This window comes from Ruegeria sp. BC7, assembly GCF_056539165.1.
Map to the genome: position 1 here is coordinate 253,856 of NZ_JBQFUL010000001.1, position 24,143 is coordinate 277,998.

At 59.6% G+C, this 24,143-nt stretch carries 20 protein-coding genes; 10 read left to right on the plus strand and 10 right to left on the minus strand.

Annotated elements, in window-relative coordinates; translation table 11 throughout:
* Nucleotides 1-64: 64 nt before the first annotated feature.
* Genes ACR0KS_RS01070 through xdhA form a run of 7 tightly spaced genes read right to left on the minus strand, consistent with a single transcriptional unit; the run spans nucleotide 65 to nucleotide 9,456 of the window.
* Nucleotides 65-1,138 carry a BMP family ABC transporter substrate-binding protein gene (locus tag ACR0KS_RS01070; protein WP_170484258.1) on the minus strand — a complete coding sequence of 358 codons (1,074 nt, stop codon included), beginning with the start codon at nucleotides 1,136-1,138 and terminating at the stop codon, nucleotides 65-67.
* Nucleotides 1,139-1,169: 31 nt separating this feature from the next.
* Complete coding sequence (locus tag ACR0KS_RS01075) at nucleotides 1,170-2,090, minus strand: ABC transporter permease (RefSeq protein ID WP_170384942.1); 921 nt, start codon at nucleotides 2,088-2,090, stop codon at nucleotides 1,170-1,172.
* Nucleotides 2,090-3,172, minus strand: a complete 1,083-nt coding sequence (locus tag ACR0KS_RS01080; protein WP_170411579.1) for an ABC transporter permease — start codon at nucleotides 3,170-3,172, stop codon at nucleotides 2,090-2,092. Before ACR0KS_RS01080 ends, ACR0KS_RS01075 begins: the two co-directional genes overlap by 1 nt.
* Before the next feature lie 38 nt (nucleotides 3,173-3,210).
* On the minus strand, nucleotides 3,211-4,728 hold the full coding sequence (locus ACR0KS_RS01085) for an ABC transporter ATP-binding protein (RefSeq protein ID WP_170561753.1): 1,518 nt from the start codon (nucleotides 4,726-4,728) through the stop codon (nucleotides 3,211-3,213).
* Nucleotides 4,725-5,660: a xanthine dehydrogenase accessory protein XdhC gene (xdhC, locus tag ACR0KS_RS01090; protein WP_170561756.1), complete on the minus strand. Its 936-nt coding sequence runs from the start codon at nucleotides 5,658-5,660 to the stop codon at nucleotides 4,725-4,727. Before xdhC ends, ACR0KS_RS01085 begins: the two co-directional genes overlap by 4 nt.
* Nucleotides 5,660-8,062, minus strand: coding sequence for a xanthine dehydrogenase molybdopterin binding subunit (gene xdhB, locus ACR0KS_RS01095; protein ID WP_170561760.1), 2,403 nt, complete (start codon nucleotides 8,060-8,062; stop codon nucleotides 5,660-5,662). The genes xdhC and xdhB overlap by 1 nt, the downstream gene beginning before the upstream one ends.
* Entirely contained in the window at nucleotides 8,059-9,456 is a 1,398-nt protein-coding gene (gene xdhA, locus ACR0KS_RS01100; RefSeq protein WP_170561763.1) for a xanthine dehydrogenase small subunit, read from the minus strand. The genes xdhB and xdhA overlap by 4 nt, the downstream gene beginning before the upstream one ends.
* 344 nt (nucleotides 9,457-9,800) lie before the next feature.
* Here xdhA and dnaE point away from each other — a divergent pair, with 344 nt between their 5' ends.
* The 3 genes from dnaE to ACR0KS_RS01115 all read left to right on the plus strand — a co-directional run bounded on the left by dnaE (nucleotide 9,801) and on the right by ACR0KS_RS01115 (nucleotide 14,027).
* Nucleotides 9,801-13,301 (plus strand): DNA polymerase III subunit alpha, encoded by a 3,501-nt coding sequence (dnaE, locus tag ACR0KS_RS01105; RefSeq protein WP_170561766.1) that lies wholly within the window; start codon nucleotides 9,801-9,803, stop codon nucleotides 13,299-13,301.
* Nucleotides 13,302-13,391: 90 nt separating this feature from the next.
* Nucleotides 13,392-13,610, plus strand: coding sequence for a hypothetical protein (locus ACR0KS_RS01110; protein WP_170411560.1), 219 nt, complete (start codon nucleotides 13,392-13,394; stop codon nucleotides 13,608-13,610).
* A 48-nt stretch (nucleotides 13,611-13,658) separates the two neighbouring features.
* Nucleotides 13,659-14,027, plus strand: a complete 369-nt coding sequence (locus ACR0KS_RS01115; RefSeq protein WP_170384918.1) for a hypothetical protein — start codon at nucleotides 13,659-13,661, stop codon at nucleotides 14,025-14,027.
* Between the two features lie 4 nt (nucleotides 14,028-14,031).
* On the opposite strand, the gene ACR0KS_RS01120 is transcribed toward ACR0KS_RS01115, so the two are convergent.
* Nucleotides 14,032-14,226: a SlyX family protein gene (locus tag ACR0KS_RS01120; RefSeq protein WP_170440680.1), complete on the minus strand. Its 195-nt coding sequence runs from the start codon at nucleotides 14,224-14,226 to the stop codon at nucleotides 14,032-14,034.
* A gap of 125 nt (nucleotides 14,227-14,351) precedes the next feature.
* Here ACR0KS_RS01120 and hisS point away from each other — a divergent pair, with 125 nt between their 5' ends.
* Genes hisS through hisG form a run of 3 tightly spaced genes read left to right on the plus strand, consistent with a single transcriptional unit; the run spans nucleotide 14,352 to nucleotide 17,617 of the window.
* Entirely contained in the window at nucleotides 14,352-15,839 is a 1,488-nt protein-coding gene (hisS, locus tag ACR0KS_RS01125) for a histidine--tRNA ligase (protein ID WP_170561769.1), read from the plus strand.
* Between the two features lie 3 nt (nucleotides 15,840-15,842).
* Nucleotides 15,843-16,931, plus strand: coding sequence for an ATP phosphoribosyltransferase regulatory subunit (locus ACR0KS_RS01130; RefSeq protein ID WP_170561772.1), 1,089 nt, complete (start codon nucleotides 15,843-15,845; stop codon nucleotides 16,929-16,931).
* The gene (gene hisG / locus ACR0KS_RS01135) at nucleotides 16,928-17,617 is read left to right on the plus strand and encodes an ATP phosphoribosyltransferase (RefSeq protein WP_170561774.1); all 690 of its coding nucleotides are present in this window, start codon (nucleotides 16,928-16,930) and stop codon (nucleotides 17,615-17,617) included. Before ACR0KS_RS01130 ends, hisG begins: the two co-directional genes overlap by 4 nt.
* Here hisG and ACR0KS_RS01140 read toward each other — a convergent pair.
* Nucleotides 17,614-18,045 carry a DUF1489 domain-containing protein gene (locus ACR0KS_RS01140; RefSeq protein WP_170561778.1) on the minus strand — a complete coding sequence of 144 codons (432 nt, stop codon included), beginning with the start codon at nucleotides 18,043-18,045 and terminating at the stop codon, nucleotides 17,614-17,616. The two genes, hisG and ACR0KS_RS01140, sit on opposite strands and share 4 nt — an antisense overlap.
* 129 nt (nucleotides 18,046-18,174) lie before the next feature.
* Here ACR0KS_RS01140 and ACR0KS_RS01145 point away from each other — a divergent pair, with 129 nt between their 5' ends.
* The 3 genes from ACR0KS_RS01145 to rpsD all read left to right on the plus strand — a co-directional run bounded on the left by ACR0KS_RS01145 (nucleotide 18,175) and on the right by rpsD (nucleotide 22,028).
* Entirely contained in the window at nucleotides 18,175-20,457 is a 2,283-nt protein-coding gene (locus tag ACR0KS_RS01145) for an adenosylcobalamin-dependent ribonucleoside-diphosphate reductase (RefSeq protein WP_170561781.1), read from the plus strand.
* A 186-nt stretch (nucleotides 20,458-20,643) separates the two neighbouring features.
* On the plus strand, nucleotides 20,644-21,138 hold the full coding sequence (locus tag ACR0KS_RS01150) for a hypothetical protein (protein WP_170561784.1): 495 nt from the start codon (nucleotides 20,644-20,646) through the stop codon (nucleotides 21,136-21,138).
* 269 nt (nucleotides 21,139-21,407) lie between these two features.
* The gene (gene rpsD / locus ACR0KS_RS01155; RefSeq protein WP_170325974.1) at nucleotides 21,408-22,028 is read left to right on the plus strand and encodes a 30S ribosomal protein S4; all 621 of its coding nucleotides are present in this window, start codon (nucleotides 21,408-21,410) and stop codon (nucleotides 22,026-22,028) included.
* Between the two features lie 123 nt (nucleotides 22,029-22,151).
* Here the strand turns inward: rpsD and ACR0KS_RS01160 are convergent, their stop codons facing one another.
* On the minus strand, nucleotides 22,152-22,613 hold the full coding sequence (locus ACR0KS_RS01160) for an Lrp/AsnC family transcriptional regulator (protein ID WP_170561787.1): 462 nt from the start codon (nucleotides 22,611-22,613) through the stop codon (nucleotides 22,152-22,154).
* Nucleotides 22,614-22,715: 102 nt separating this feature from the next.
* Between ACR0KS_RS01160 and ACR0KS_RS01165 the strand changes: the two genes are divergently transcribed.
* Nucleotides 22,716-24,131 (plus strand): aminotransferase class V-fold PLP-dependent enzyme, encoded by a 1,416-nt coding sequence (locus ACR0KS_RS01165; protein ID WP_170561790.1) that lies wholly within the window; start codon nucleotides 22,716-22,718, stop codon nucleotides 24,129-24,131.
* Nucleotides 24,132-24,143: the final 12 nt, after the last annotated feature.

Here is a 24,143-nt window from a genome sequence, read left to right on the forward strand (position 1 = left end):
ATAGGCGCCCAAGAAAAAGGCCCGCCAACTAGGCGGGCCTTTGTTGTTTTCTGCACTTCGCAGCTTACTGCGGAATTTCGCCTTCCAGCCCTTCGATGTAGAAGTTCATGCCGGCCAGCGTGCCGTCATCGGCCACTTCGCCCTCGGCCAGCCAGTCGCTGCCGTCCTGCTTTTTGATCGGGCCGGTGAAGGGGTGGTATTCACCTGCGGCCATGGCTGCTTTCAAAGCCAGCGCTTCTTCTTTGACATCAGCAGGCACCGCGTCGGAAATCTCGCCGATTGCGACCATGCCTTCACGGATGCCGTCCCATGTGTTGGCGCTTTCCCAGGTTCCGTCCATTACGGCCTGTGTCCGTGCGATGTAGTAGGGGGCCCAGTCATCAATGATCGACGAGACGCGCGGGAAGGGGGCGTATTCGCTCATGTCCGAGGCCTGACCGAAGGTGACAACATCGCCCGCCTCTTGCGCAGCGGCCTGCGGCGCGGTCGAGTCGGTGTGCTGCAGGATCACGTCCGCGCCTTGTTCGATCAGAACGGTGGCCGCGTCAGCCTCTTTCGCCGGATCAAACCAGGTGTAGGCCCAGACGATCTTGAACTCGACATCCGGGTTCACCTTTTTGGCGTGGAGATAGGCCGAGTTGATGCCACGGATCACTTCGGGGATCGGGTACGAGCCGATATAGCCGATGATGTTCGACTTGGTCATCTTGCCAGCGATGTGGCCCTGAACGGCGCGGCCTTCGTAGAAGCGGGCCGAATAGACCGAGACGTTCGGCGCGGTTTTGTAACCGGTCGCGTGCTCGAACTTCACGTCCGGGAATTTCTTGGCGACGTTGATCGTCGGGTCCATGTAGCCGAACGAAGTGGTAAAGATCAGATCCGCGCCTTCCAGCGCCATCTGGGTCATCACGCGTTCTGCATCCGGGCCTTCGGGGACGGATTCAACGAAAACGGTTTCAACCTTGTCGCCGAATTCTTCTTCAACGGCCAGACGGCCCTTGTTGTGTTCATAGGTCCAGCCGCCGTCACCTACGGGGCCGACATAGACAAAGCCGACTTTGGTTTTGTCTTCGGCCATGGCGCCCGTCGCCAGACCCAGCGCCATTGCCGCGCTTGTCAGAAGTGAAGTGAATTTCATGAAGTTACTCCCAAGTTGGTTCAGTTGGCCTCTAGTGCGAGGCATGGAAGGTCCGGCCCAGTGAGGCAGGTGCGCTGCTCTTGTCGGCCGAAAGGATCACAAGCACAAGGATCGTGATGATGTAGGGCGACATTGCCAGATACTCGACAGGAATGGCAACGCCTGCTGCCTGCAAATTAAGCTGCAACACGGTGATGCCGCCAAACAAATAGGCACCCAACAATGCACGCCACGGTTTCCAACTGGCGAAGACCACCAGTGCAAGGGCGATCCAGCCGACACCGGCGGTCATGCCCTCGGTCCATTGCGGGACGCGGATAAGGCTGATGTAAGCGCCGCCCAGACCTGCGCAGGCTCCGCCGAACAGGATCGCCATGATGCGGATCTTGATGACCTTGTAGCCAAGCGCGTGGGCCGCGTCGTGGTTTTCCCCGACCGCGCGCAGGATCAGACCGACGCGGGTGTATTTCAGCGTGGCCCAGACTGCCGCGGTCAGGGCGATCCCGACATAAAGGATCGGGTCATGCTGAAACAGGATCGGGCCGATAACCGGGATGTCGCTGATCAGTGGGATATGAATATCCCCCATGCTGGGCGGTTTGATCCCCACATAGCTTTGACCCAAAAGGGCGCTGAAACCCAAACCAAACAAGGTTAGTGCAAGTCCACTGGCGACCTGGTTGGCAAGCGCAACCTGCGTCAGCAACACGAACAGCAGGGACAGCACCGCGCCGCCGATGGCCGCAGCGATAAAGCCCAACCAGGGCGATCCGGTCTCGACCGAGATCGCAAAGCCGCTGATTGCGCCGACGATCATCATGCCCTCGACGCCGAGGTTCAGAACACCTGCTTTTTCGACGACCAGCTCTCCGATCGCGGCCAAAAGCAGGGGGGTTGCGGCCACCATCAGAGAGGCGACCAAGAGGACGGGGTTGATTTCACCAAGGTCCATTACGCTACCTCGCTACGGGCCGCACGGATGCGGTAGTTTGTCAGAAGATCGAAAGCCAGCAGGAAGAATAGAAGCATCCCCTGGAACACTTGAATGGCGGCGGCAGGCAGGCCAAGCTGAGACTGCGCGATTTCGCCACCGATATAGGTCAGCGCCATCAGGCCACCGGCCAGCAGGATGCCCACCGGGTGCAGACGACCGAGAAAGGCCACGATGATCGCGGTAAAGCCATAGCCGACGTTGAAGTCGATGCTGACCACACCCGAAGGTCCCGAAACCTCGAACATTCCGGCCAGTCCTGCCAGTGCTCCTGACATGCCGAGGCAGAACAGGATCAGACGGGCCGGATTGACACCTGCGAACTTGGCGGCACGCGGTGCCTCTCCGGTCAGGCGGATGTGGAAACCCAGCATGTGACGATTGAGCAGGACATAGGCAAAGATCACGGCGATCAGCGCTGTCACCACGCCCCAGTGCATCCCGGACCCGGCAATCAGTTCCGCGTTATGCGCACTGTCATAGGCTTGCAGGTTGCGTGAGCCGGGAAAGCCGAACCCTTCGGGGTTTTTCAACAGGCCCAGCGAGACCGAGGCCAGCATCTGTTCGGCCACATAGACCAGCATCAGCGACACGAGGATTTCGTTGGTGCCAAAGCGGACCTTCAGAAAGGCAGGGATCATCGCCCAGAGCCAGCCACCGAACGCACCGGCAATCACCATGATCGGAAAGATGTAGAACGCGTCCAGCGGATAGAAGGCCAGACCTGCACCTGCGCCAAAGATGGCACCCATGATGTACTGACCCTCGGCCCCGATATTCCAGATACCGGCGCGAAAGCCCAGCGACAGGCCAATGGCGATCAGCACCAGAGGCGCACCTTTCACCAGAAGTTGCGGGCGGTAGTAAAAGGCGAACTCACCAAACAGGGGTTCCCAGAAAATGGTGCCAATAGCTTCGACCGGGTTCTTGCCCAGAATGGCGAACAGAATGCCGCCGAAAAGCATGGTCGCCAGCACCGCGACCAGAGGGGTGGCATAAGACCACGCCTTGGACGGCTGAGGCCGTTTCTCCAACACAATCATCTACTCACACCCCCGTTTTCATCTTTTTCTGTAATGCTTTAGACATGGGCTACCTCCATGCCGTGTGCGCCGCCCATCATCAGGCCGATTTCGTCAACCGTCAGCCCGGTGGTCGGGCGAGGTGCGCTTAGTCGTCCTTCGTTCAAGGCCGCGAAACTGTCCGAGATTTCCATCAGCTCATCCAGATCCTGGCTGATGCAGATGACCGCTGTGCCCTTGGCCGCCAAGTCCAGAATGGCCTGCCGGATCGAGGCCGCAGCCGCCGCGTCCACACCCCAAGTGGGTTGGTTCACGACCAGCACATCCGGGTTTTGCAGAACCTCGCGACCGATCACGAATTTCTGCAGGTTCCCGCCCGACAGTGAGCGTGCGGCGTTCTCTGGCCCCGGCGTGCGCACGTCGAACGCCTTAATGATCTTCTCAGCAAAGTTCTTGGTATCGGTCCATTTTAGGAACCCGTTGTTTTCCAAACCTTCGCGGACCGAACCCGTCAGCAGGGCGTTTTCCGTCAGGCTCATATCCGGTGCGGCCGCATGGCCCAGACGTTCCTCGGGCGCGGTCAACACGCCCAGCTTGCGCCGAGCGGTGGGGCCGAGCTTTCCGATCTTCTGACCGTTGAACTTGATTGCATCGGCTGTCGTGAGAATTTCACCCGACAAAACGCCCAGCAGTTCGTCCTGACCGTTCCCGGCGACGCCACCAATGCCCAGAACCTCACCCTTGCGGACAGTCATGTGCACATTGCGCAGCGCCGTGCCGAATTCCGAAGGCGAGGGCACCGACAATCCGCTGACATCCAGCGCGACGTCGCCAAATTCTCGGCCACCGCGTTCTGGGGTCTGCAGGGTCGAGCCCACCATCATCTCAGCCATGTCACGGGCCGAGGTTTCCGCCGGAACACATTCGCCCACGTTCTTGCCCAGCCGCAGGATTGTGGCGTGGTCGCAGAGCGTGCGGATCTCTTCCAACTTGTGCGAAATATACAGGATCGAGGTGCCCTCGGACCGCAGTTTGTTCAGCGTTTCAAACAGGATATCAACCTCTTGCGGGGTCAGAACCGAGGTCGGCTCGTCCATGATCAGCAGCTTGGGGTCCTGCAACAGACAGCGGATGATCTCAACCCGCTGCCGTTCACCTGCCGACAGATCGCCGACGGTGCGATATGGGTCCAGGGGCAGGCCATAGGTCTCGGACACTTCGCGGATACGCGAGGCCAGATCGCCCATTGGCGGCGGGTTCTCCATCCCCAGCGCGATGTTTTCGGCCACGTTCAGCGCGTCAAACAACGAAAAATGCTGGAACACCATCGCGATCCCGTCAGCCCTCGCCGCGCGGGGTTCGGGAGGGGCAAAGGGCTGGCCGCGCAGCAGCATCGTGCCACTGTCTGGCTTCACCAGCCCATAGATCATTTTCACCAGCGTGGACTTGCCCGCGCCATTCTCGCCCAACAGGGCGTGAACTTCGCCTTCGCCGATGTCAAAGGACACCTGATCATTGGCCACGACGCCGGGATAGGCTTTGGTCAGCCCTTGTAAGCTTAGGAGTGGAGTGGTCACGCGCTCAGGTCCTTCTTCAACTCGTTCTGCCGGGCGGGGCGCAGCAATTGGGCTGCAACGCCAACGGCGATCATCTGCGGGTGTTTGCCCAGACCGGGGTCACCGATGGGGCAGGTGATCCGGCCAATCCGCTCGGGCGCGTGCCCGAGGGCCGCCAACCGCGACCGGAATCGCGCCCATTTCGTAGCCGAGCCGATCAGCCCGGCAAAGCCAAAACCGTGCGTCAACAAACGGTTGCAAAGTTCCAAATCCAGATTGTGGGAATAGGTCAGAACCAGATGCTCGGCATCACGCGGGGCATGACGGACAAGTTCGGCGGGTTTTGCAACGGGCACAGCCGTGACGGAGGCCGGGACGTGGTTGGGAAACCGTTCCGGGCCGGTATCGACCCATGTGATTGCCAGCTCGGGCAGTGGTGAAAGAACGTCGACCAATGCGCGACCTACATGGCCAGCGCCCCAAATCCATAGCTTGCGGGTCGGTTTGTGAACGGGCTCGACCATCCATCCGTCCAGAAGCTGGGGCTGTGGGACTGTTCCTTGCCCGCGCGCCTGCGCCATCAGCCGTTTGACCGACAAGGGCATTTCGGTGCTGGACGCTGAACGTGCGATGATCGTGTCGTCCAGCGCGTTCAGTGCATCAAGGTCATAGACCTCGGTCAGCAAAGAGACAGCGCCACCGCAGCATTGCCCCAGATCGGGACCAAGCGCGTGTTGCGTCAGCCGAGACGGCACAGTCTGCGAGCGCGCTGCTTCTGCCGCCTGATATTCCAGCGTGCCGCCGCCGATCGTGCCGGATTGCCCGCCCTGCCAGACCAGCATGGCGGCGCCGACTTCGCGCGGGGATGACCCCTTGATCGCAGCGATGACGACCCGGGTGACTTTCCCGTGGGTTTTGACCGCCTCCCTCAAAGCCTCCAAGTCAAATCCCATCAGATGTCTCCCTTCATCCGTTGAATGCCATGCCAGACCTGTTCCGCCGTGGCAGGGGCATCCAGCGCGGGATAGCTGTCTCCGCACGCAGCGACCGCGTTCGACAGCGCCAGCCAAGCCGAGATACCCAGCATGAAGGGCGGCTCACCCACCGCTTTCGAGCGATAGATGGTGTCCTCGCGGTTCTCGCCATCCCAAAGCGCGACGTTGAAAATATCGGGCCGGTCCGAGCATGCCGGGATCTTGTAGGTCGAGGGCGCGTGGGTGCGCAGATTGCCCTTGCCGTCCCAGACCAGTTCCTCGGTCGTCAACCAGCCCGCGCCTTGCACATAGCCGCCTTCGACCTGCCCGATGTCCAGCGCCGGGTTCAGGGACGCGCCTGCGTCATGCAGGATATCGGTGCGCAGGATACGGTTTTCGCCGGTCAAAGTGTCCACCGCGACCTCGGTGATCGAGGCTCCGTAAGCGAAATAGAAGAACGGACGTCCCCGTCCCCCGATCCTGTCCCATTCGATCTTGGGGGTCTTGTAGAATCCCGTGGCGGACAGGCTGATCCGGCCCTGATAGGCCAGCGCTGCGGCCTCGGCAAAGGTATAGCGTTCTTCACCCACCGAAACGTGGCCATCCGTGAAGGTGACTGTCGACGGATCGGCCTGATGCCTTTCGGCCAGATAGTCAGCCATCCGATCACGGATCGTGTCACAGGCGGCTTTGACGGCCATGCCGTTCAGGTCACTGCCCGAAGACGCCGCAGTGGCCGATGTGTTCGGCACCTTGGCGGTATCGGTCGCGGTGATCTTGACCATGTCCAGCGGAATTCCGAACCGAGACGCAGCCACTTGCGCGACCTTCTGGAACAGGCCTTGTCCCATCTCGGTCCCGCCATGGTTCAGGTGGACCGAGCCGTCTTGGTACACATGCACCAGCGCGCCCGCCTGATTCAGGTGGGTCAGCGTGAAGGAAATCCCGAACTTGACCGGAGAAAAGGCGATGCCCTTCTTAATCACGTTGTTTTCGGCGTTCCATTTCTGGATGGCGGCCTTACGCGCGGCATAGTCACTGGATTTCAGCAATGCCTCGGTCATGCCGTGCAGCTCAAAGTCGCTGACCTCCATGCCGTAAGGCGTGGTGTTGCCGCCAGCGGGTAGCGGGCGCACGGGCGCATCGCCGGTTTCAACCGCGCCACGGCTGGTCAGGTCTTCGTGCGGGTCCGGGTGGCCGAGTGGTTTGTCGGCTGGTTCAGCTTCGGCCACCTTGTGCGCGGGTTCATAGTAGTTCCGGCGGCGCAGTTCGACCGGGTCCATTGCCAACTCATGCGCCGCGTGGTCCATCACCCGCTCGATCCCGACCATCCCCTGAGGGCCGCCGAACCCGCGATAGGCGGTGGCGGACTGGGTGTTGGTTTTCAGCCGGTGGCTTTCAATCCGTGCGTTGGGTAGCAGATAGGCGTTATCCGAATGCAGCATCGCGCGGTCCGCCACGGGCAGGGACAGGTCCTGTGCCCAGCCGCAGATGGCGTGGTGCAGGAACGATACGCCCTGAATATGACCGTTCTCATCGAACCCGGCTGTGTAGGAAATACGGAAGGCATGGCGTTTGCCGGTGATGATCATGTCATCGTCGCGATCATAACGCATCTTGCAGGCTTTGCCCGTTGCCCGCGCAGCTATGGCGCAGGCAACCGCCAGAGCGTTGCCCTGACTTTCCTTGCCGCCAAAACCGCCACCCATTCGGCGGGTTTCCACACGAACGGCATGCATGGGAACGCCCAGAGCGTCTGCCACCTTGTGCTGAATCTCGGTCGGGTGCTGGGTCGAGCTGTGCACCAGCATGTCCGCACCCTCGTTCGGCACGGCAAGTGCGGCCTGACCCTCCAGATAGAAATGCTCCTGCCCGCCGAGTTCAAAAGACCCTTCGATCACATGAGCCGCACCCGCAATGGCCGCATCAGCGTCACCCTTGGCATAGATGCGCGGGCCGTCCTCGAACCGGCTGTCGGCGGCCAGCGCGTCCTCGACCGTCAGGATCGGAGTTTCCTCAGCATAGTCGATCTTGCCCAAACGCGCCGCCTTTCGCGCGGCCAGATGGCTGGTGGCGACGACCAGAAACACCGGTTGGCCGATATAGTGAACAGTGCCGTCCGACAGCAGCGGTTCATCATGGATCGAAGGCGAGACATCGTTGGCAAAGGGCAGGTCATCGGCCGTCATAACCATGACAACCCCGTCAGCGGCTTTCACTGCCGACAGGTCCATGCCCGAGATTTTGCCTTTGGCAATCGGGCTGAGGCCAAAGGCCAGATGCAGGCTGCCCTTGGGCGTGGGGATATCATCCACGTACCGTGCCGAGCCTGAGACATGCAGCGGTGCTGCATCATGGGGGAGGGGTTTGGTCACGCTCATGCCGACACCTCCAGCACGTTGGTGATTTCACCCTGATCTTCGAGGAAATAGCGCTCGAGCATCGCTTTGGCGGTTTCCAGACGATAGGTGGCCGAGGCGCGCATGTCCGTGAGTGGCGCATAGTCTTCGGCAAAAGCGGGCAGAGCGGCCTGAATGGTCGCAGCGGTCCACGGTTTGCCAGTCAGTGCGTCCTCGACATGAGTTGCCCGTTTCGGAGTGCCTGCCATGCCGCCAAACGCGATCCGGGCCTGAGTCACGGTGCCGTCAGTGACGGTGACGTTGAAACACCCGCAGACAGCCGAGATATCCTGATCGAACCGTTTGCTGAGTTTGTACGCCTTCAGGCGGTCCGCCTGACGCGGGAAGCTGACAGCTTCGACGAATTCTCCGGGTGCGCGGTCTTGTTTGCCGTAGTCGATGAAGAAATCTTCCAGCGGCATCGACCGCCGCTCATCACCCTTGCGCAGATGCAAGGTAGCACCAAGGGCAATTAAAGCGGGCGGGTTGTCCCCGATGGGCGATCCGTTGGCGATGTTGCCCCCCACCGTGGCCGCATGGCGGACCTGAACGCTGGCATAGCGGCGGATCATCTCGGCGTAGGAGGGGTGGAGGTCGGTCAGAGCCGCACCCATACGGTTCATATCGACCATGGCACCAAAACGGATTTCTTCGTCGGTGATCGTGATCTCTTTCAAGTCTTCGCAGCGGCTGAGGAAAATCACCGGGTCCAGATTGCGCAATTGTTTGGTGACCCAAAGGCCCACATCCGTGGCCCCGGCAACCAGTGTCGCATCCGGGTGTTGCGTGTAGAGAGCTGCCAGTTCGTCGGCGGAGCCGGGGAGGTAGGGGGGCTCTGCCCCCCGGCCTGCGGCCTCCCCCCGAAGTATTTCTGAACAAGAGAAGGACTGGTCGTCGGTGATCCATTTCGGGACGGGGTGCGGTTCGGCGGCTTTGGCGGCACGAATAATCGGGGCATAGCCGGTGCAGCGGCAGAGATTGCCTGCGAGCTGCGTATCGTGGTCGGTTGCGCCATTTGCGTGGCTTGCGACCATCGACATCACGAAGCCGGGTGTGCAGAAGCCGCATTGCGAGCCGTGCAGGTCAACCATGGCCTGTTGCACCGGATGAGCCTCACCGTTCGGGCTGCTGGCACCTTCGACGGTGCGCACCGCTTTGCCATGCAATTGCGGGAGAAACAAAATGCAGGAGTTCAGCGCCTTGGCGCTGCCCTCGTCTGTTACCATGACGGTGCAGGCTCCGCAGTCGCCTTCGTTGCAGCCTTCTTTGGTGCCAGTCAGACCGCGATTGTCGCGCAGCCAGTCCAGCAGGGTGGCCGTCGGATCAACATCCGACAGCTCCACTGTCTCTCCGTTCAGAAGAAACGTGATATCCATTCGAGAAACCCGTCGCCTTACCCGGTTGCGCCCTTGGGTGCCCTCCTTCGATGCGACGTAGAAAGAGTGGCGGGCGGATAGCTTGCCGTCAGATGTTAGAAACAGCGCGCCTTATCTGGCAAGAAAAACTGCCTATATTATGCACCATTACGCGCACCCAACGCGAATTTGTTTGTTTTGCATAGCAATTAGTCATTTGTTATTAAACTATTTTCTAAAGTTCCGGCGTTTCGGTTCCCGAAGCACCTTCTGGAAAAACCGAATAATGAGCGCTGATTTTTTAGGCATCGAATGGGTGCGGTTCCCGCTTTTGCCGGGCTGCAGGCTGGGATAGCGTAGCGGTCATGAGCAGTACCCCTCGATTCATTCACCTCCGCGTTCACACCGAATATTCCCTGTTGGAAGGCGCCGTGCGGCTGAAAAAGCTGCCGGGTCTGTGTGAGAAGATGGAGATGCCGGCTGTTGCTGTCACCGATACCAACAGTATGTTCTCGGCTTTGGAGTTTTCTGTGACGGCCAGCGGTGCGGGTGTGCAGCCGATCATGGGATGCCAGGTTGATCTGACTTACGTTCAGGCGCAGCCCGGAGAAAAGCCTAAGGCGCCCGCGCCGCTGGTGCTGCTTGCGCAGTCCGAGGTCGGTTATGAAAACCTGATGAAGCTCAGCTCGTGTCTATACGTGGACAAGGGTGGGCAGTTGCCGCAGGTCACTTTAGACGAATTGGCAGAACGGTCGGATGGCCTGATCTGTTTGTCCGGTGGACCGGACGGGCCAGTTGGTATGCTGCTGCAACAGGGGCAACGCCCGGCGGCCGATGCTTTGGTGGATCGGCTGGCCCGTATGTTCCCGGATCGTCTGTACATCGAATTGCAGCGCCATCCGGGGGAAGGTGGGCAGCCCGAGGCTGAACGCCTGACCGAGCGCGGCCATGTCGAGATGGCCTATGCCAAGAACTTGCCCCTGGTGGCGACCAACGATGTCTATTTCCCCACATCGGATATGTATGAGGCGCATGATGCGCTTATCTGTATCTCTGAGGGTGCGTATGTTGACCAGCAGGAGGGCCGCCGTCGTCTGACAGCCCAGCATTATTTCAAGTCGCAGCAGGAAATGGCGACTTTGTTCGCGGACCTGCCAGAGGCGATCGAAAACACGGTTGAAATTGCGCAGCGCTGCGCGTTCATGGCCTATCGCCGCGATCCCATCCTGCCGAAATTTGCAGATGACGAGGTGGCCGAACTGCGTCGTATCGCCAATGAAGGGTTGCAAAAACGGCTGGCCGTGATCCCGCATGCGGTGACGCTCGAGGAATATCAGGAGCGGCTGGATTTTGAGCTGGGCATTATCGAAGGCATGGGCTTTCCCGGGTATTTTCTGATCGTTGCGGACTTTATCCAATGGGCAAAAGATCATGACATCCCGGTGGGACCAGGGCGGGGTTCGGGCGCGGGGTCGCTGGTGGCTTATGCGCTGACGATCACCGACCTTGATCCGCTGCGATATAGCTTGCTTTTCGAGCGGTTTTTGAACCCCGAGCGGGTCTCGATGCCCGACTTCGATATCGACTTCTGCATGGATCGCCGCGAAGAAGTGATCCGCTATGTGCAGCAGAAATACGGGCGCGATAAGGTGGGGCAGATCATCACCTTTGGTGCTTTGCTGTCCAAAGCTGCGGTGCGGGATATTGGGCGCGTGTTGCAGATGCCTTACGGTCAGGTGGACCGCCTGTCCAAGATGATCCCGGTCGAAGGTGTCAAACCCGTTTCCATCGAAAAGGCGTTGAAAGACGAGCCGCGCCTGCGTGAAGAAGCGCGGAATGAGGAGGTCGTGGACCGGCTGTTGACCTATGGCCAGCAGGTCGAAGGACTGCTGCGCAATGCGTCCACCCATGCGGCGGGGGTGGTGATCGGGGATCGTCCTCTGGACGCGCTGGTGCCTCTTTATCAGGATCCGCGATCGGACATGCCCGCAACCCAGTTCAACATGAAATGGGTTGAGCAGGCCGGATTGGTGAAATTCGACTTTCTGGGTCTGAAGACGTTGACCGTAATCCAGAACGCGATGGACATCATCTTCAAGTCCGGGCGACCCCTGCACATCGCGGCCGATGGCACGGAACTCTATGAGCCGGCTGAGGGGGCCGAGAACCAGATCAACGCCATCCCGCTGGATGATGAGGCGACGTATAAGCTCTATTCCGCTGCCAAGACGGTCGCGGTGTTCCAGGTGGAATCCTCGGGCATGATGGACGCGCTCAAGCGGATGAAGCCCACCTGTATCGAGGATATCGTGGCGCTTGTGGCGCTGTATCGTCCCGGTCCGATGGAAAACATCCCGACCTATTGCGAGGTCAAGAATGGGCAGCGGAAAATCGAATCCGTTCATCCCTTGATTGACCACATCCTTGAGGAAACGCAGGGCATCATCGTTTATCAGGAACAGGTGATGCAGATCGCGCAGGTCATGGCCGGGTATTCCCTCGGCGGTGCCGACCTGCTGCGTCGTGCGATGGGTAAAAAGATCAAAGAGGCGATGGACGCCGAGCGCCCCAAGTTTGAAAAAGGCGCGGGTGAAAACGGTGTGGATGCTAAGAAAGCCTCTGAGGTTTTCGACCTGCTGGAAAAATTCGCCAACTATGGCTTCAACAAATCCCACGCCGCGGCCTATGCGGTGGTCAGCTATCAGACTGGCTGGCTGAAGGCGAACCACCCGGTCGAGTTCATGGCCGGTGTCATGAACTGCGATATCCACCTGACCGACAAGCTGGCCGTCTATTTCGAGGAGGTCCGTAAGGGGCTGGAGCTGCCCTATGTGCCGCCCTGCGTGAACCGATCCTTGGCGACGTTCGACGTGGTGAATGGAGAGTTGGTCTATGCGCTGGGCGCGTTGAAAAACGTGGGCGTTGAGGCAATGAACCTTGTGGTTGAGGGGCGGGCTGACAAGCCTTTCGTGAACCTGTTCGACTTTGCCCGCCGGGTTGACCTGAAAAAGGTCGGTAAACGCCCGCTTGAGATGATGGCGCGGGCAGGGGCGTTCGATCAGCTCGACAAGAACCGCCGCCGTGTATTTGAAAGCCTTGAACAATTGGTGCAGTACTCGGCCGCGATCCATGAACAGAAGAATTCAAACCAGGTGTCTCTGTTCGGCGAGGCCGGGGATGATCTGCCTGAACCGCGCCTATCCACGACGCCGGACTGGTTGCCAGCCGAGCGGCTGAGCGAAGAATTCAAGGCCATCGGGTTTTATCTTTCGGGGCACCCGCTGGACGACTACATGCCCGCGCTAAAGCGCAAGCGGGTGATGACGCTGGACGAGGTGACGGAAAAGGCGCGCTCCGGCCCGTTTATTGCAAAGATGGCAGGCGTGGTCGCAGGGCGACAGGAGAGAAAATCCGCCAAGGGCAACCGGTTCGCTTTTGCTCAGCTCTCGGACCCGACGGGCGCGTATGAGGTGACGTTGTTCTCTGAAACGCTGGAGAAATCGCGCGAGTTTCTGGAGACCGGTGCGCAGGTTGTACTGACGGCCGAGGCGACGATGGAATCCGATCAGCTCAAGCTGCTCGGCCGCTCGGTTGGGCCGGTGGATTCCGTTGTGGCCGAAGCAGGCGCGACAGGGTTGCGCATCTTCGTGGACCAGCCGCAGGTTCTGCCGACGGTGGCCAAGGTTCTGCAAGATGCAGCAGGTGCGGCCAAGAGCGCGTCCAAAGGACCGATCCACATGTGCCTTCTTGATCCCGGCCTGCCCGGAGATGTCGAAATGGAGCTTGGGCAGGATTTTCCGATCAACCCGCAGATCAAAGGGGCGATCAAATCTCTGGACGGCGTCATGTCGGTCGAAGAAATCTGATCCCCCACGGTTCATTGCCAGAAGGCGTCTGTCAGGTTAGGCTGGAATTCTGTTGAAATTCATTTGGGTTAAGTCGCGGGAGGACGCCAAATGGGAAATTCCAGACTGCATTTAAAGACATGGGCGATCGTTGTTGCGGCCTCGCTGGTTCTGGTGCCGGCGACACAGGCATTGGCAGACAAGAAAAAGGAAGAAGACGCGATCAAGGGCGCTTTGATCGGCGCAGGGGTCGGAGCTTTGGTCGGTGACGGCAAAGGCGCGGCAGCCGGCGCGGTTGTCGGTGCCATTATCGGTGCCAACAAGAACTGATCAAGTCCGTTGCGCTGAGTGCAAAAGCTAATTTTGAAAGGATTTGATATGCGTTTTCACGTATTCAAGCTGGTTTCAGCCGCAGCGTTTTTGGCTGTGCCTGTGACAGCTATGGCCGACGATGAAGCGGATCAGATGAAGCAGGACGCTTTGCCGTTGATGTATCACACCTGTGCCTCGGTCATTGAAGAGGCAGATGGGAATGACGAATACGTCTTGGATGTCGTCGGCAAGATGACGGCCTTGTCGCTCTATAATCGACAGATCGACATCGAGGCATACGCGGCGTCAGACGAAGACAAGGCCAAACTGCGCGAAACCTTTCTGGCTGCGCTGACCGAAGGATGTGACGGTGACGAGGACGCGCTGCTGGGCGGAGTCGTCGATGCTGCGGTGAAAAAGACCTTGGGATTATAAGCCGTCAGTAATGCGGCGGGCGTTCGTCGCCAAAGACAACACCGCCCGAGCCTTCCTGCGCCCGTTCAGCCTCGCGCTGCAAAAGCATCTCGACCCGGCGGGTCAGGCGGTCGATCTCGCTTTGCTGGCGTGTGACGACGGTGTTCAGCTCTTCGACCGTGCGGGTCAGATGGGCAATCTGTTCTTCCAGATGTTGCATTTGGGTCTCCTTGGGTGCGGTCATAGCGACCCAGTGGCGTCAAGGCCAGCGAAAGCGCGCCTTGCCCCGATGCGGGGCATGGGATAGACCGCGCGCGGAACACTAAACGCCCAAGGACGCCCCACATGGCCAAGCCCAAGAAACAGCCCCGCCCCAAGGCCGTAACGCCGAAAGGGTTCCGCGACTATTTCGGCCAGGAAGTCTCGCAGCGCACGCAGATGCTGCAGACGATTGCGGACGTCTATCATCGCTATGGGTTTGACGCGCTGGAGAGCAGCGCGGTTGAAACGGTCGAGGCGCTGGGCAAGTTCCTGCCCGACGTGGATCGCCCGAACGAAGGCGTGTTTGCGTGGCAGGAATTTGACGAGGGCGGAAACGGCGACTGGATGGCCTTGCGCTATGACCTGACCGCGCCTTTGGCCCGTGTCTATGCGCAGCACCGCAACGACCTGCCGACGCCCTATCGCCGCTATGCGATGGGTCCGGTCTGGCGGAACGAAAAGCCGGGACCGGGACGGTATCGTCAGTTTTATCAATGCGATGCGGATACGGTGGGCACGGCCTCGATGGCCGCGGATGCCGAGATTTGCGCGATGCTGTCGGACACGTTGGAGACCGTGGGTATCCCTCGCGGCGACTATTTGGTGCGGGTGAATAACCGCAAGGTTCTGAATGGTGTGCTTGAGGCGATGGGGCTGGGCGAGGACGCCGCTGCCCGTGACAACGTGCTGCGCACCATCGACAAGTTCGACAAGGTGGGTGAAGCTGGTGTGCGCGAGCTGCTGACCAAAGGTCGTCTGGACGCCTCGGGTGCGTTTATCGACGGTGTGGGTCTCAGCGACGATCAGGCCGAGCCGGTGATTGCTTTCCTGACCTCGAAGGCCGCCGATACCGCCGGGACACTGGCCAACCTGCGCGCCGCCGTGGGCGACAGCAAAATCGGCGCGGACGGGATTGCCGAGCTGGAACAGATCGGCGCGCTGCTGGATGCGGGCGGTTACGGTGCGGACCGGATTGAGATTGACCCCTCGGTCGTGCGCGGCCTCGGCTATTACACTGGGCCGGTCTACGAGGCCGAGCTGACCTTCGAGATTTTCGACGAAAAAGGTCGCAAGCGGCAGTTCGGCTCGGTTGCTGGGGGCGGTCGTTATGACGATCTGGTCAAACGCTTCACCGGGCAGGCGGTTCCTGCGACCGGTGTGTCCATCGGTGTTGACCGCCTATTGGCCGCCCTGCGTGAAAAGGGCCGGATCGCGGCGCAGGCCACTGGCCCTGTGGTTGTGACCGTGATGGACCGCGACCGTATGGCCGATTATCAGGCGATGGTGGCCGAGCTGCGCAACGCTGGTATCCGGGCCGAGGTGTATCTGGGTAACCCCAAGAACTTTGGCAACCAGTTGAAATATGCGGACAAGCGGAACTCGCCCATTGCGGTGATCGAGGGCGGGGATGAAAAGGAAAACGGCATCGTGCAGATCAAGGACCTGATCCTTGGCGCCAAGATCGCCGAAAGCGCCACGCTTGAGGAATGGAAAGAACGCCCTAGTCAGTTTGAAGTGCCGCGCGGTGATCTGGTCGCCAAGGTGCGCGAAATTCTGGACATTCAGGACTGAACCATGGCCAAGCGTTCCCAGATAAAGGCTCGCGCCGAGACGATGCGCGTCAGGTTCGAGGCCGCAGGCGCGCAGGTCGTTGACCCTCCGCTTTTGCAACCGGCGGACACGTTGTTGGACCTTTATGGCGAGGATATCCGCGCACGCGCCTATGTGACCTCGGACGCGCTGCGGGGTGAGCAGATGCTGCGGCCCGATTTCACGCTGCCCGTGGTGCAGATGCATATGCGCGAAGGGGCCGAGCCCGCGCGCTATACCTATTCTGGCGAGGTTTTCCGGCGTCAGGAGCATGACCCGGACCGCGCGAATGAATATATTCAGGTCGGCTATGAGGTGTTCGACCGCAACGACCCCGCAGGCGCGGATGCCGAAGTGTTCTCGCTGTTTGCGCTGCAACTGCGTGGCTTGCCGCTGCGCGCTGCGACTGGGGATATCGGGATTCTGACTGCGGCTGTGGCTGGTCTGAAAACCACCGACCGGCGCAAAGCTGCGCTGATGCGGCACTTGTGGCGGCCTCGCCGGTTCCGCGTTCTTTTGGATCGCTTCGCTGGGCGCAAGCCCGGCCCGGAAGGACGCGATACGCTTTTGGATGCCAAAGACCCTCTTGCCACTGACGCGCCTATGATCGGCAAGCGCCGTGCGGCCGAGATCGAGGCGCGGATCGCCGCGCTGCGCGAAGATCGCGATACGCCGCCGATTTCGGACAATGAACTGGCGGGTCTGGAGACTTTGCTGAACGTTCGAGAAACTATGCCCTTCGCGCTTGAACGGTTGCGAGATGTGGCGGTGGACCTGCCGCAAATCACCCCTGCGTTGGACAGGCTTGAATCGCGGATCGCCGCGTTGCAAGCGCGAGGCGTAGAGGTGGAACGGCTGGACTTTGAAGCCTCATATGGTCGGACGTCGATGGAATATTATGACGGCTTTGTCTTTGGTTTCTACGCCGAGGGCCGCCCTGACCTGCCTCCGATCGCGACTGGGGGGCGCTATGACGCGCTGACCCGGCAGTTGGGGAACGGTGCTGAAATTCCGGCCGTTGGGGGTGTCATTCGTCCCGACCTGATGTTGGAGATCGAGGAGGCCGCGCAATGAGCCTGAAACTGGGCGTGCCCTCGAAGGGCCGGTTGATGGAAAAGACCTTCTCGTGGTTTGAAAAGCGCGGCATCACCTTGTCACGCAGCGGATCGGATCGGGAATATGCGGGTAAAGTGGATGGGATCGACGGTGTTTCGCTGATCCTGCTGTCCGCAGGAGAAATCCCCCGTGAACTGGCCGCCGGGCGCATTCATCTGGGCGTGACCGGCATTGATCTGGTGCATGAGAAGCTGCCGCGCTGGGAACAGCAGGTCGAGGAGGTCTCGCAGCTTGGTTTTGGCAAGGCGGACCTGATTATCGCGACCCCCGCCTGTTGGGTGGACGTGGACACGCTGGACGATCTGGACGCGGCGGCGGCAGCCTTCCGCAAAACGCACGGTCACCGGCTGCGGATTGCGACCAAATATCATCGGCTTGTGCGGGAATTCCTGACGGATGCAGGCGTGGCCGATTACACTCTGGTCGATAGTCAGGGCGCGACCGAAGGCACCGTGATGAACGAAACCGCCGAAGCGATTGCCGACATCACCTCGACCGGGGAAACGCTGAGGGCGAACCACCTGAAGATCCTGACCGACGGGTTGATCCTGCAATCACAGGCGACGCTGTGGCGTAGTCGAGTGGCCAAGTATGAGGCCGAGGACAAAACCGTTCTGTCCGAACTTTTGGACCGTCTGAGTTAAAGCACCCCGATATCCGCCAGCGCGCGGTTCAGATCGTCAGGCAGGGCATCGTCCTGCGCGCGACCCTTGGGCAGGTCGGCTGGGGTATCCTCGGGTTTGAGATAGCGCCACCCCTGAAAGGGGCGCTTCAGGGCGTTCTGGGTGCGGTGCACTTCGGGGTCCAGCACGATGGTGCAGCGGCGGATGCCGTCCTCGCCCCGCACCTCATCCAATCGCAGGATGCGCTGACGGCATTGGATCACGCCCTTGATCACCCAATAGATTGACCCGCCGTTCAGAATCTCGGCCTCGCGCTTGGGCCACATACGGGTGACATGGCGCGGGCAGCCGTCCTCATACTGCGGTTTACGGCCGTCCTGCCATGCGATCAGCGTATCGACGCTGTCCGATCCGACCGAAAGTTTGATGAGGTTTACGTAGTTATCCACAGCTTTCCCACAGAGTCGTCCCAAGCTTGATCTCTATATTGTAGCTCTGATCGAGCATTCATCAAGGTGTTGTGGTGAGCCGGTGAAATAGGGTAGTCTGGATACCTCTTTCAAGACAGGGAATCACAAATGAGCCGCTTTGCCGCCCCCATCGCCGAGCAGATATGGGACATGAAATACCGCTTTAAGCAGGCGGATGGCACACCTATCGACCAGACCGTCGAGGATAGCTGGCGGCGCATCGCCCGCGATTTGGCGCGTGTGGAAAAAGACCCGGCCCATTGGGAAGAAAAGTTCTTTGAGGCGCTGGAGGATTTCAGATACCTGCCAGCCGGACGCATTACTGCAGGCGCGGGGACCGCGCGTCAGGTAACGCTGTTCAACTGCTTTGTCATGGGCACCATTCCCGACAGCATGGGCGGCATTTTCGATATGCTGAAAGAGGCCGCGTTGACCATGCAGCAGGGTGGGGGCATCGGTTACGATTTCTCGACCATCCGGCCGCGCGGCGCGGATGTGCATGGGGTTGCGGCCGATGCATCGGGGCCGCTTTCGTTCATGGATGTGTGGGACGCCATGTGCCGTACCATCATGTCTGCCGGTTCGCGCCGTGGTGCGATGATGGCGACGATGCGCTGCGATCACCCGGACATCGAGCAATTCATCACCGCCAAATCCGACCCCGCCCGCCTGCGCATGTTCAACATGTCGGTGCTGGTGACGGACCCGTTCATGGAGGCCGTCAAAGCCGATGGCCCGTGGGAGCTGGTCTTTGGCGACAAGGTCTATCACACGGTTCAGGCGCGTGACCTGTGGAACAAGATTATGCAGGCCACCTATGACTACGCCGAGCCGGGCGTAATCTTCATCGACCGCATCAATCAGGCCAACAACCTCAGCTATGTGGAAACCATCGCGGCGACGAACCCCTGTGGTGAGCAGCCCCTGCCGCCATATGGCGCGTGTCTGCTGGGCTCGATCAACCTTGCGCGGCTGGTGGCGGAACCCTTCGAGGACGCCGCTCATTTGGATGAGGCTGCATTGCAGGAACTGGTCGCCACAGCGGTCCGCATGATGGACAACGTGGTGGATGCGTCGAAATTCCCGCTGATCGAGCAAGAGGCCGAGGCGCAGGACAAGCGCCGCATCGGGCTGGGCGTGACCGGGCTTGCGGATGCGCTGCTGATGCTGGGCCTGCGCTATGGCTCGGACGAAGCGGCGCGTCAGACCGAGCGCTGGCTGCACGCGATCGCCCGCGCCGCGTATCTGGCGTCGGTGGACTTGGCGAAGGAGAAAGGGGCGTTCCCTCTGTTCGATGCCGAGAAATATCTGGCCAGCGGCACCATGCAGCAGATGGACGAAGACGTGCGCGACGCGATCCGCGAACACGGTATCCGCAACGCCTTGCTGACCTCGATCGCGCCGACGGGGACGATCTCGCTTTATGCGGGTAACGTGTCCTCGGGGATCGAGCCTGTGTTTGCCTATGCCTATACACGCAAGGTGCTGCAGAAGGATGGCTCGCGTACCGAAGAAGAGGTCGTGGACTATGCCGTGCAGATGTGGCGCGACAAGTTCAGGGATACCGCCTTGCCCGACTATTTCGTGAACGCGCAGACGCTGTCCCCGTCCGATCACGTCAAGATGCAGGCGGCGGCGCAGAAATGGATCGATAGTTCGATCTCGAAGACGATCAACTGCCCCGAGGATATCAGCTTTGACGCCTTCAAGGACGTCTACATGCAAGCTTGGGATCAGGGCTGCAAAGGTTGCACCACCTATCGTCCGAATGATGTGACCGGATCGGTCCTGACCGTCTCGGAAAGCGAAGACAAAGCGCCGGGCGAAAGTGCAGATGCGCCGCACGAGGTTGATGGCGGCGACGTGATTTACATGTCCGAACCGCTGGACCGTCCGCAATCGCTGGAAGGTTCGACCTACAAGCTGAAGTGGCCTGACAGCGAGCACGCGATCTATCTGACCATCAACGACATCGTCATCGGTGGACGCCGTCGTCCGTTCGAGGTGTTCATCAACTCGAAGAACATGGAGCACTACGCCTGGACGTTGGCGCTGACCCGTATGATCTCGGCCGTGTTCCGCCGGGGCGGGGATGTGTCCTTTGTGGTCGAGGAGCTTAAGGCCGTATTCGACCCGCGTGGCGGGGCTTGGGTCAAGGGCAAGTACATCCCGTCGATCCTCGCGGCGATTGGTGGCGTCATTGAGCAGCACCTTATCAACATCGGGTTCCTTGAAGGTGAGGGAATGGGGCTGAAGTCCGACCCTCAGGCGCAGGTCGTCAACATGGATGGCCCACGCGGTAAGGCGTGTCCGTCCTGCGGGCAGTTCGATATGGTGATGATCGAGGGCTGCATGACATGCCGCAGTTGCGGCCACTCCAAGTGCGGGTGACGTCCGACGCCTGGATTTGAGGCAAAGATTGTGATCTGGCGGGAGGGTTTCTTGTCAGATCACAGCGGCTGAATCTCTTTGGCAACATTTTTGTTAACTGTACATTAACAAGACTTTCCTGCCGAGGGTTTCGCTGATAGGGATATCGCATTAAACAGTGAGTGAGTTGAAGGTGCGGGCGGTAAAATGAGAACCGGACTAAACGGTCGAATAGCCATTCAATGGAAACAGACAGAACTAGATGGGTTAGAGGCGGCGCCTTTGTCCTTTTTGGATGTTGGTGCTGCGTGGTCGTGGCGCGGACAGGTCATGTTTCTTGTTGATCCGACTGATCAGGATTCTACTCAAACCATCGTTTCACCGAACCATTTTCGATCCTTTCACGGTCTGGAAAGCAGCGTGCAGGGCATCGTTGTCCTGACCAATGGTGCGCAGGAGTTTTCGGCGGACCTGTGCTTGATATCCGGCGAGTCAGCACCAATCCTTGTTTTCGAGAATGGCTACCCTGCGCGCGAGCAGGAATTCTGGGTCACCGAGTTTATCCAGATGAGACAGTCCAGCGGCGAAGCCGCACCTGTAGACGACACTGTGGTCGTTTTCCCGAATAGACTGAACTCTTCTACAGACGGTCAGGCTCCCGTGCGCCGTCCGGCGGTGAACGCCGGTCCGATGCGGGACTAGGGCCGCCCCTGACAAAAAATACAATACGCCATCTTGCGATGTGTTGACTCTGTCTGTTCTGCGGATATAAGCGCGGCTTCATTGGTGTTGGTGGACCCCGCAAGGGGATGCCTGTCATGGGGGAAACCTCAAGAGGACAACGCCCTTCATTGTTGCGGTGCGGCCGAAAGACATCTCGCATCGGGTTGAGCGGAGACGCGATTGCAGCCCGAAAAGTGGGAGCCGGTTTTCGGATCAAGCTGCAATGTCACTTAAGAAGGAGATCAGCCGTGACCAAACGCACGTCTGCCAAGTACAAAATCGACCGCCGGATGGGCGAAAACATCTGGGGTCGTCCGAAATCCCCGATCAACCGTCGTGAATACGGCCCCGGCCAGCACGGTCAGCGCCGTAAGGGTAAACTGTCGGACTTCGGTCTGCAGCTGCGCGCCAAGCAGAAGCTGAAAGGCTACTATGGCGACCTGACCGAGAAGCAGTTCCGCCGCATCTACGCCGAAGCCGAGCGTGTTAAAGGCGACACCGGTGAAAACCTGATCGGTCTGCTGGAGCGCCGCCTGGACGCTGTTGTCTACCGCGCCAAGTTCGTGCCGACCGTGTTTGCTGCACGTCAGTTCGTGAACCACGGCCACGTCAAAGTGAACGGCAAGCGGGTGAACATCCCCAGCTACCGCGTTAAAGAAGGCGACGTGATCGAAGTGCGTGACAAGTCCAAGCAACTGGCTGTTGTTCTGGAGGCCGTCGCACTGGCCGAGCGTGATGTGCCTGACTACATCGACGCCGATCACTCGAAAATGACCGCGACCTTCGTTCGCGCACCGGGCCTGAGCGATGTGCCTTACCCGGTCATGATGGAACCGAACCTGGTCGTCGAATTCTACGCGAAGAACTAATCTTCGCCGATACACATGATTCAAAGGGCCGCGCTTTCAGCGCGGTCTTTTTTGTTTGTGGGGGCTCTGCCCCCGTCGCTGCGCGACTCCCCCGGGATATTTCTGGCCAGATGAAGAGGCGGATCAGATCGGCAGCGGCCGCCCTTCGGCAATAGCTTCCATCGCGAAATACGAGGTCACACTGTCCAGTTCGACCTTTTCGATTAAACGCTGATAGACCTTGTCATAGGCCGCCATGTCCTCGGTCACGACTTTCAACTGATAGTCATAATCCCCACCGATCCTGTGAAAATCCACCACTTCGGGGATGGTCAGAACATGGCTTCGGAAAGACTGCAGCCATTCCGCAGAATGGTGCCGTGTTCGCAGCATGACGAAGACAACCAGGTTCAGCCCCAGCTTCTCGCGCGAGATTTGGGCTGACGAGCCGGTGATTACCCCATCCTCGTTCAACGCCTTCAACCGACGCCAACACGCGTTTTGCGACAGCCCGACACGATCCGCCAATTCCCGCTGAGACAGAGTCGCGTCCTTCTGAAGCTCGCGCAGCATCCGATTGTCGATTTGATCTATTTTTTTCGCCATATCTAATCATATGACACAAAATCTGATAAAACTATCGAAAGAATGGTGAAGTTTGTTTAGGTGATTTCAATCATATTTGACGGTGCAATACGGAGCCATCAAATGACCTTGTCCAAATTTCGCACAGCATTAGAAGCCACCACTCCTATCTCAAGCCTGCGCGATGGATTGATCGGAGAGAATGTTCTGATTCCGGGTCTGCATGGGGATGTTCCGCTGGTTTACGCGGATTACGTCGCCTCGGGTCGGGCGCTGCGACAGGTCGAAGACTTTGTCGCTGAACAGGTGCTGCCCTTCTATGCAAACAGCCATACCGAGGCTTCCTATTGCGGGTCCTACATGACCCGTCTGCGTCGTGAGGCACGCGCAGAAATCGCCCGCATTGTTGGTGCCAAGGAAGAGGACGCGGTGATCTTCACCGGGGCCGGCGCCACTGCGGGCCTCAATCGGTTGGTCAGCCTGCTTGGTGTGGAGGCGGCTGACCGGCCGGTTGTATTTATTGGGCCATACGAACACCACTCTAACATTCTGCCCTGGCGCGAAAGCAAGGCACGTGTGATCGAGATTCCAGAAGCGCCGGAGGGTGGCGTTGACCTTGAGGTATTGGAGCGGATGCTGATAGATCATGCCGCGTCGGATTTGATCATCGGTTCGTTTTCGGCGGCCTCAAACGTGACTGGTATCGTTACCGACCCGGATCCGGTGACGTGGCTTCTCAAATCTCATGGGGCGTTGTCCGTTTGGGATTATGCGGGGGGCGGTCCCTATCTGCCAATGGACATGGGGCCAGAGGATGCGCGCAAGGACGCCATCGTAGTGTCACCTCACAAGTTTCCGGGCGGGCCGGGTGCATCGGGCGTTTTGATCGTCAATAAAGCTGCGGTCAATCGCACCTGCCCGAGCTGGCCGGGCGGTGGTACGGTCAGCTTTGTCTCTCCGTGGCGGCACGACTATAGCGAAGACCTTGCCACGCGCGAGGAAGCTGGAACCCCGAACGTGATCGGGGACATCCGGGCTGCGCTAGCCTTTATCGTAAAGGATGTGGTCGGTACGGATGAGATTGCCAGACGGGAGGAACGCTATAACCGAATGGCCCTGAACGGGTGGGGCGACAACCCGAACCTGACCCTGCTGGGTGCGGATCATCCGCATCGGTTGCCCATCTATTCGTTCCTTGTGCGCGACAACGCGGGCCATCCGGTTCATCAGCAGCTATTCACCCGGATGCTCAGCGACATCTACGGTATTCAGGCGCGCGGGGGTTGCGCCTGCGCCGGACCCTATGCGCATCGGTTGCTGGATATCGACCAAGCGGCGTCCGAGGGGTTGCACGCCGCGTTGTCGGCTGGGGAAGAGATGAAGAAACCGGGCTGGGTGCGTCTGAACTTTTCATACCTGATGAGTGATGAGACGGTTCAGTTCATTATCGACAGCGTCAACGACCTGTCCCGCCGGACCGAGGAATTCGCGCCCTATTACAATGCTGATCCGGCAACGGCCCGCTTCAAAGCGGCGTGACGGAATTGCCGC